General features: G+C 69.5%; 9 protein-coding genes. 6 read left to right on the plus strand and 3 right to left on the minus strand.

The window, feature by feature from the left end:
• Positions 1-311 (plus strand): hypothetical protein (locus G3I40_RS32210; RefSeq protein WP_164306154.1); only part of this gene is annotated, 311 nt, incomplete at its 5' end.
• Between the two features lie 163 nt (positions 312-474).
• A complete protein-coding gene (locus tag G3I40_RS32215) occupies positions 475-900 on the plus strand; it encodes a Uma2 family endonuclease (RefSeq protein ID WP_239092069.1) in 426 nt (141 codons plus the stop codon).
• 18 nt (positions 901-918) lie between these two features.
• Here the strand turns inward: G3I40_RS32215 and G3I40_RS32220 are convergent, their stop codons facing one another.
• Positions 919-3,375 carry a cation-translocating P-type ATPase gene (locus tag G3I40_RS32220; RefSeq protein WP_164306156.1) on the minus strand — a complete coding sequence of 819 codons (2,457 nt, stop codon included), beginning with the start codon at positions 3,373-3,375 and terminating at the stop codon, positions 919-921.
• Positions 3,376-3,483: 108 nt separating this feature from the next.
• Positions 3,484-3,759 (minus strand): DUF2530 domain-containing protein, encoded by a 276-nt coding sequence (locus G3I40_RS32225; protein WP_164306157.1) that lies wholly within the window; start codon positions 3,757-3,759, stop codon positions 3,484-3,486.
• Between the two features lie 241 nt (positions 3,760-4,000).
• On the opposite strand from G3I40_RS32225, the gene G3I40_RS32230 reads away from it, so the two are divergent.
• Entirely contained in the window at positions 4,001-5,449 is a 1,449-nt protein-coding gene (locus G3I40_RS32230) for an NCS2 family permease (protein ID WP_164306158.1), read from the plus strand.
• A gap of 15 nt (positions 5,450-5,464) precedes the next feature.
• Here the strand turns inward: G3I40_RS32230 and G3I40_RS32235 are convergent, their stop codons facing one another.
• Positions 5,465-5,647: a ribbon-helix-helix protein, CopG family gene (locus tag G3I40_RS32235; protein WP_164306159.1), complete on the minus strand. Its 183-nt coding sequence runs from the start codon at positions 5,645-5,647 to the stop codon at positions 5,465-5,467.
• A 153-nt stretch (positions 5,648-5,800) separates the two neighbouring features.
• Between G3I40_RS32235 and G3I40_RS32240 the strand changes: the two genes are divergently transcribed.
• The 3 genes from G3I40_RS32240 to G3I40_RS32250 form a co-directional block, all read left to right on the plus strand.
• Entirely contained in the window at positions 5,801-6,238 is a 438-nt protein-coding gene (locus G3I40_RS32240) for a MarR family transcriptional regulator (protein ID WP_164306160.1), read from the plus strand.
• A 41-nt stretch (positions 6,239-6,279) separates the two neighbouring features.
• Positions 6,280-7,629, plus strand: coding sequence for an MFS transporter (locus G3I40_RS32245; RefSeq protein ID WP_164306161.1), 1,350 nt, complete (start codon positions 6,280-6,282; stop codon positions 7,627-7,629).
• Between the two features lie 72 nt (positions 7,630-7,701).
• The coding region (locus tag G3I40_RS32250) for a 2'-5' RNA ligase family protein (protein WP_343245084.1) at positions 7,702-7,878 on the plus strand (177 nt) is incomplete at its 3' end.

Raw genomic sequence — 7,878 nt, forward strand, 5'->3', positions numbered from 1 at the left:
GCCTGAGCGAAGCGGTCGCCGCGGAGGTCACCGAGACCGGCACCGAGCACCCCGTACCCGACTCCGTGCGCACGCTCCTGGGGGCGGCCACCCCGGCCACGTACGTCGAGCACGAGGAGCTGTTCGTCGCCGGGACCGAGGTCGACTGGCGCCGCACCCCCGACGGCACCGTGCACGCCGCGACCCTGGAGGGCGTCGCCGCCGGGCTCGCCTGGGCGGCGGGCCAGTGGCCGCGCCGCTTCGAGGTCGCGGCGCTGCTGGAGGACCCGTCGCGGACGGAGGAACTGGCGCGGGACCGCTGGTTCGACTGAGGGCGCCCTTCGGTACGAGTGCGCCGTTATCGTGGGTGTATGAGCGAGGCTGTGTACGAGCGCCTGCTGCGATATGCGCATCTTCTGAACGTCCCGGCCGGGCTGCGCCCGGTGGAGATCTCGGACGGCCAGATCGTGATGATGCTGTCACCCTCCACGCGGCATGAGCTGGCCGCACGGCGGCTTCGCCGTGAGCTGGAGACGCAGGTTCCGGACACTGATCCGGGATTTGTCGCTGAGAACGGGCCGGAGGTGGAGGACCCGGGGCTCGGCTGCCCTGGACGCCGCGACCAACGGCGTTGCCCCCGACGAAGTGCTTCTCGCCGCCGAGATCGTCTCCCCGTCCAACCCGGACAACGACTACGTGGCGAAGATGCGCGACTACCCCGCGATGGGCATCGAGCACTACCTGATCGTCGACCCGCGTACGGGCCTGGTGCACCACCACGCGGAGCCGACCGGCTCCGGCGACGCCGCCCGCTACACGTACAACCGCGAGTACGCCTTCGGCGCCAAGATCGAGATCGGCGCCTGGCGCTTGGACACCGGGGTGTTCCCCCGCTACACCGGCGAGGACAGCGAAGGCTGACCGCTCACCGCGGACGCGTCACGCCGGGAAGCGGCGCCCGACCCACTTCCACACGAACTCCAGGACGACCGCCGCCACGGCCGCGACGCCCACCGCGGTCCACGGCATGGACGTGCCCACCAGCTTCAGCGCGAAGAAGTCCTGCAGCCACGGCACGACCAGGACCAGCAGGAAGCCGAGGCCCATCGCCGCCACCAGGCACAGCCGCCACAGGGTGTAGGGGCGGGCCACGATGGCCAGCACCCACATCGAGATCAGGAACAGCGTCAGCGTCGCCGAGCTGGTCTCCGCGCCGAGCGAGCCCGAGCCCGTGTAGAAGTGCCGGGCGATCATGTACATCACGAAGGTGGCGAGCCCCGCGACGACCCCGCCCGGGATCGCGTACCGCATCACCCGCCGTACGAAGTGCGGCCTGGCCCGCTCGGTGTTGGGCGCGAGGGCCAGGAAGAACGCGGGGATGCCGATCGTCAGGGTCGACAGCAGCGTCAAGTGCCGCGGCAGGAAGGGGTATTCGACCTGGCAGCAGACCACGAGCAGGGCCAGGATCACCGAGTAGACCGTCTTGACGAGGAACAGCGTCGCCACGCGCGTGATGTTGCCGATGACGCGACGTCCCTCGGCGACGACCGAGGGCAGCGTCGCGAACGAGTTGTTGAGGAGCACGATCTGGGCGACGGCCCGGGTCGCCTCCGAGCCCGAGCCCATCGAGACGCCGATGTCGGCGTCCTTCAGGGCCAGTACGTCGTTCACGCCGTCGCCGGTCATCGCGACGGTGTGCCCGTGCGACTGGAGGGCGGCCACCATGTCGCGCTTCTGCTGCGGGGTGACGCGGCCGAACACCGTGCCCTCGTCCAGCGCGTCGGCCATCTCCGCCTGGTCCGTGGGCAGGGTGCGCGCGTCCACGGTGTGCTCCGCGCCGGCCAGCCCGAGCTTTCCGGCCACCGCGCCGACCGAGACGGCGTTGTCGCCGGAGATGACCTTGGCCTTGACGTCCTGCTCGGCGAAGTAGCGCAGCGTGGCGGCGGCGTCGGGGCGAAGGCGCTGCTCCAGGACGACGAGCGCGGCCGGCTCGGCCGTCTCCTTCACCTTCGGGTCCCCCAGGTCGCCGGTCACCCGGGCCAGCAGCAGCACGCGCAGCCCCTGCTGGTTGAGCTCCTCGATCTCGGCGATCAACGAGGGGGCGGGCCCGGAGGGCCCTCGGTCGAGGGCGGTGGTGGGAGAGGGGCCGGCCGGGCCGTCGGAGGGCAGCAGCACGTCCGGAGCCCCGAGCAGCCAGGAGCCGCTGGTCCCGTCGCCCTCGCTGAAGGCCGCGCCGCTGTACTTGCGGGCCGAGGAGAACGGCAGTGCCTCCGTGCAGCGCCAGTCCTCGCTGTCGGGGTAGGCGTCGATGATGGCCTGGAGCGAGGCGTTGGGCCGCGGGTCGGACTCGCCGAGCGCGCCGAGCACCTTGCGTACGTACGTCTCGTCGGCGCCGCCCAGGGCGCGCAGCTCGGAGACGTCCATGCCGCCCTCGGTGAGCGTGCCCGTCTTGTCGAGGCAGACCGTGTCGATGCGGGCCAGTCCCTCGATGGCCGGCAGCTCCTGCACCAGGCACTGCTTGCGGCCGAGCCGGATGACACCGATCGCGAAGGCGACGGAGGTGAGCAGGACGAGCCCCTCGGGAACCATCGGGACGATGCCGCCGACCGTCCGCGCGACGGAGTCCTTGAACCCGTGCTCCTTGACGACGAGTTGGCTGATGACCAGGCCGATCGCGGTCGGGATCATCATCCACTGCACGTACTTGAGGATGGTGGAGATGCCGCTGCGCAGCTCGGACTGGACGAGCGTGAACCGGCTCGCCTCCTCGGCGAGTTGGGCCGCGTACGCCTCGCGCCCCACCTTCGTCGCGGTGAACGCGCCGCCGCCCGCGACCACGAACGACCCCGACATGACCGCGTCTCCGGGATGCTTGACCACCGGGTCGGCCTCACCGGTCAGCAGCGACTCGTCGATCTCCAGGCCGTCGGCCTCGGCGCAGGTGCCGTCCACGACGATCTTGTCGCCGGGGCCGATCTCGATCAGGTCGCCGAGCACGATCTCGGAGGTGGAGACCTCGGCGGCGACCCCGTCGCGCCGCACGGTCGGCTTGGCCTCGCCGATGACCGCGAGGGAGTCCAGGGTCTTCTTCGCCCGCCACTCCTGGATGATGCCGATGCCGGTGTTGGCGAGGATCACGAACCCGAAGAGGCTGTCCTGGATCGGCGCGACGGCCAGCATGATGATCCACAGGACGCCGATGATCGCGTTGAAGCGGGTGAAGACGTTCGCCCGGACGATCTCGGACAGGGAGCGCGAGCTGCGCACGGGTACGTCGTTGACCTCGCCGCGCGCGACGTGCTCCGCGACCTGCGCGGCGGTGAGCCCGGTCGCCCGCTCCGGCGCGGGCACGGGGTGCACAGGGTCGAGTTCGGCGCCCGCGTCGATGTGCGTCATGGAATCGACAGTACGGGCGATATGGGGGGTTCACCCCTCGGGCAGCGGAAAGATCCGACCTGGGGAGGACCGGTGTGGTCCCGCGGCTGTACGCGCTCGGTCCGCGGGTCAGTCCGTGGGTGACGCGTCCGCCGCCGCGGCCCGCTTGATCGCGGCGTCGCGCCCGCGGACGTACCAGACGCCGATGAGTCCGAGCCCGCCGCCGGCCAGGCACGTCCACACCCACCAGGTGTGCCCGTGGTCGTCGAACCAGCCGTAGAACGGCAGCTGGACGAGGAAGAGGACGAACCAGAGGATCGTGCCGCCGGTGATGGTGGCGACCACGGGCCCCTCCAGGGGTTCCGGTGCCTCGTGCTTCGCGGATCCCGAAGAGAACACAGCCATGTGCACAGCTTACGAGGGAGGCGGGCGCGCCCGCCCACAGGCCCCGCGCACCAAGGGTCTACGCGCGGAGATAGCGATTTCGACCTCGGATGTTCATACTGAAACAGCCTGAGTCTGGCCACTTCTGTTCGTACGAAATGCCAACGGAAACATCGGGGAAACCTGTTGGTGATCACGTGCGGACCAGACTCGATCACGTTCCCGCCCGCAGAATCACTGCTGAATACCGCTGAGGTCCTCCATGTCCACTTCGGCCAACGCCCCGGTCGATGCCCACGCACAGCCGCCTTCGGCCCCGAAGAACGGCTTCGACCGGTACTTCAAGATCTCCGAGCGTGGCTCGACGGTCGGCCGGGAGATCCGCGGCGGCTTCGCCACCTTCTTCGCGATGGCGTACATCATCGTGCTGAACCCGATCATTCTCGGCAGCGCGAAGGACATGTACGGGCACCAGCTCGACAACGGCCAGCTGGTCACCGCGACCGCGCTGACCGCCGCGTTCACCACGCTGCTCATGGGCGTCATCGGCAACGTGCCGATCGCGCTCGCGGCCGGCCTCGGGGTGAACACCGTCGTCGCCCTGCAGCTCGCGCCGCGCATGTCGTGGCCGGACGCGATGGGCATGGTCGTCCTCGCCGGCTTCGTCGTGATGCTGCTGGTCGCGACCGGCCTGCGGGAGCGGGTCATGAACGCCGTGCCGCTCAGCCTGCGCAAGGGCATCGCGATCGGCATCGGCCTGTTCATCATGCTGATCGGCCTGGTCGACTCCGGCTTCGTCTCCCGCATGCCGGACGTCGCCCAGACCACGGTCCCGCTGCAGCTCGGCACGGGCGGTCACCTGATGGGCTGGCCCGTGCTCGTCTTCGTCCTCGGCGTGCTGCTGACCCTGGCGCTGCTGGTGCGCAAGGTGCCCGGCGCGATCCTGATCTCCATCGTCGCCATGACGGTCGTCGCGATGATCATCGACGCCGTCGCCAAGGTGCCGTCCTGGGGTCTGACCACCCCGAAGTGGCCCGGGAACCCCGTCTCCACCCCGGACTTCGGACTCGTCGGCGACGTCAGCCTGTTCGGCGGCTTCGACAAGGTCGGCGTCCTCACCGGTGTCCTGTTCGTCTTCACCGTGCTGCTGTCGTGCTTCTTCGACGCCATGGGCACGATCATGGGCATCAGCGACGAGGCGCACCTGACCGACGAGAAGGGTCAGATGCCCGGCATGAACAAGGTCCTGTTCATCGACGGCATCGCCGTCGCCGCCGGCGGTGCCTCGTCGTCCTCCGCCACCACCTGCTTCGTGGAGTCCACGGCCGGCGTCGGCGAGGGCGCCCGCACCGGTTTCGCGAACGTCATCACCGGCGCCCTGTTCGCGGTCGCGCTGTTCCTCACGCCGATCGCCACGATGGTCCCGTCCCAGGCGGCCACCCCCGCGCTGCTCGCGGTGGGCTTCCTGATCCTGTCGGGCAGCATCCGCGCCATCGACTGGGACGACTGGACGGTGGCGATCGCGGCGTTCGTGACGATGCTGATGATGCCGTTCACGTACTCGATCACCAACGGCATCGGCATGGGCTTCATCACCTTCACCGTGCTGCGCGTGGTCGCGGGCCGGGCCAAGGAGGTGCCGGTCGCGATGTACGCCGTCTCGGCGGTCTTCGTCTTCTACTACCTGATGCCGGCGCTCGGCCTCACGTAGCCCTCCCGCCGCTGGTCAAGCGGCCCCGTAGAACCTCTCCGTCTCCTCGACGGCACTCTTGAAGCGTTCGTCGAAGTCGTCGCGAATGAGCGTCCGGACCACGTAGTCCTGGACGCTCATTCCCCTTTTCGCGGCATGCCCCTTGAGCCGGTCGAGCAGCTCACCGTCTATTCGCAGGCTGAGCACTGTCGATCCCATGCCGAACAGGGTCCAGGGCCACCGCGGGCGGTGGTGTCACTTTCCGGATCCGGCTCACTCATATGGGTGACCTGACGGTTCAGTGGCCCGGATCACGGGCACATCCCGCCCGTCTGGTAGTAGTTAGACACAGTAATGAGTTACGCTAACTACATGCCGGACCTCTCCCATGGCGACGACGCCGCCGCCGTGAACTCTCTGCGCTCCGCAGTGATGCGCCTGTCGCGTCGACTCAAGCACCAGCGGGTCGACGAATCGCTGAGCCCCACCGAAATGTCGGTGCTCGGCACCCTCGTCAACTGCGGCACCGCGACGCCGGGCGAACTGGCCCGCAAGGAGCATGTGCAGCCGCCGTCGATGACCCGCATCGTCGCGCTCCTGGAGGCCAAGGGACTGGTCAGGCTGGAGCCTCACCCCGAGGACCGGAGGCAGAAGGTCGTCACCTCCACCGAGCAGGCCGAGGTCATGCTCAAGGAGAGCCGCCGCAAGCGGAACACGTGGCTGGCCGAACTCGCCGACGGGCTCGACGAGGACGAGTGGGCCAAGCTGCGCGCGGCCGCACCCGTCCTGGAGAAGCTCGCCCACCTCTGATCCCCCCAGGGGACGACGACCGCCGAGGAGGCGAAACCGATTTGAGTACGGGATCCGGAGCAGACTCCGCCCCCGCACCAGCCGCCCACGACACCTCTGCCCGCCCCCGCAAGCCCTCGATGTTCGCCAGCCTGAAGGTACGCAACTACCGGCTGTTCGCGACCGGGGCAGTCATCTCCAACACCGGCACCTGGATGGCCCGCATCACCCAGGACTGGCTGGTGCTCTCCCTCACCGGTTCCTCCGCCGCCGTCGGCATCACCACGGCGATGCAGTTCCTGCCGATGCTGCTGTTCGGGCTGTACGGCGGCGTGATCGCCGACCGGTTCGCCAAGCGCAGCCTGCTCTTCTGCACCCAGGGCGCGATGAGCCTGTCGGGCCTGTTCCTCGCCGCGCTGACCCTGTCCGGCAACGTACAGGTGTGGCACGTCTACGTGGCGGCCTTCTTCACCGGTCTGGTCACCGTCGTCGACAACCCGACCCGGCAGTCCTTCGTCTCCGAGATGGTGGGCCCCGACCAGGTCCGCAACGCGGTGTCCCTGAACTCCGCGAACTTCCAGTCCGCGCGTCTCATCGGCCCCGCCGTCGCCTCCGCGCTGACCGCGGCCGTCGGCCCCGGCTGGGCGTTCCTCGCCAACGGCCTGTCCTTCCTGGCCCCGCTCACCGGCCTGATGCTGATGCGGACCAGGGAACTGCACGAGATCAAGCGGGCCCCGCGCGGCAAGGGCCAGTTGAAGGAAGGGCTGCGGTACGTGTCGCAGCACCCCGAGCTGATCTGGCCGATCGTGCTCGTCGGGTTCGTCGGCACCTTCGGCTTCAACTTCCCGATCTGGCTCAGCGCGTACGCCGACGACGTGTTCCACGGCGGGGTCGGCATGTACGGCGTCTTCAACACGCTGATGGCGATCGGCTCGCTGGCCGGTGCGCTGCTCGCGGCCCGGCGCCGCTCGACCCGCCTGAGGGTGCTGGTCGGCGCGGCGATCGGCTTCGGCACCCTGGAGGTCCTGGCCGCGTGGGCGCCGGGAGTCTGGGCGTTCGCGCCGCTGATCGTACTGCTCGGCATCCTGGGCCTCACGGTCAACGTGACGGCCAACTCCACGGTCCAGATGGGTACGGACCCCGAGATGCGCGGCCGTGTCATGTCGCTGTTCATGATGGTGTTCACCGGCGGTACGCCCCTGGGCGGCCCGCTCTTCGGCTGGCTCGCCGACCAGTACGGGGTGCGCATCAGCTTCATGCTGGGCGGTCTGATCTGCGCCTCGGCGGCGGCCGGCGTCGGCCTGATGCTGGCCCGCGCGGCGAACCTGCGGCTCAAGGTCGACCTGCGGCGCGGCGAGCGCCACCTGCAGTTCGTGCCGCGGGAGGCGCAGCAGCTGGCCGCGGCCGCCTGATCACGGTGTCCTCGAAAGGGCCGGACGGATTCTCCGTCCGGCCCTTCGCCGTACGTACGCGAGACTGAACCGGTGAGACTCTTCGCAGCCGTGCTGCCCCCGCAGGAAGCCGTCGCCGAACTCGGCCGCGCCGTCGACCGGTTGGCGCCCGCGGACGGGCTGCGCTGGACCGGCCGCCCCGGCTGGCATCTCACGCTCGCCTTCTACGGCGACGTGCCCGAGGCGGGCGTGCCGGAGCTGGCGGAGCGG

It is taken from the genome of Streptomyces sp. SID14478 (genome assembly GCF_010548525.1).
In the GTDB taxonomy this organism is placed as follows: Bacteria; Actinomycetota; Actinomycetes; order Streptomycetales; family Streptomycetaceae; genus Streptomyces.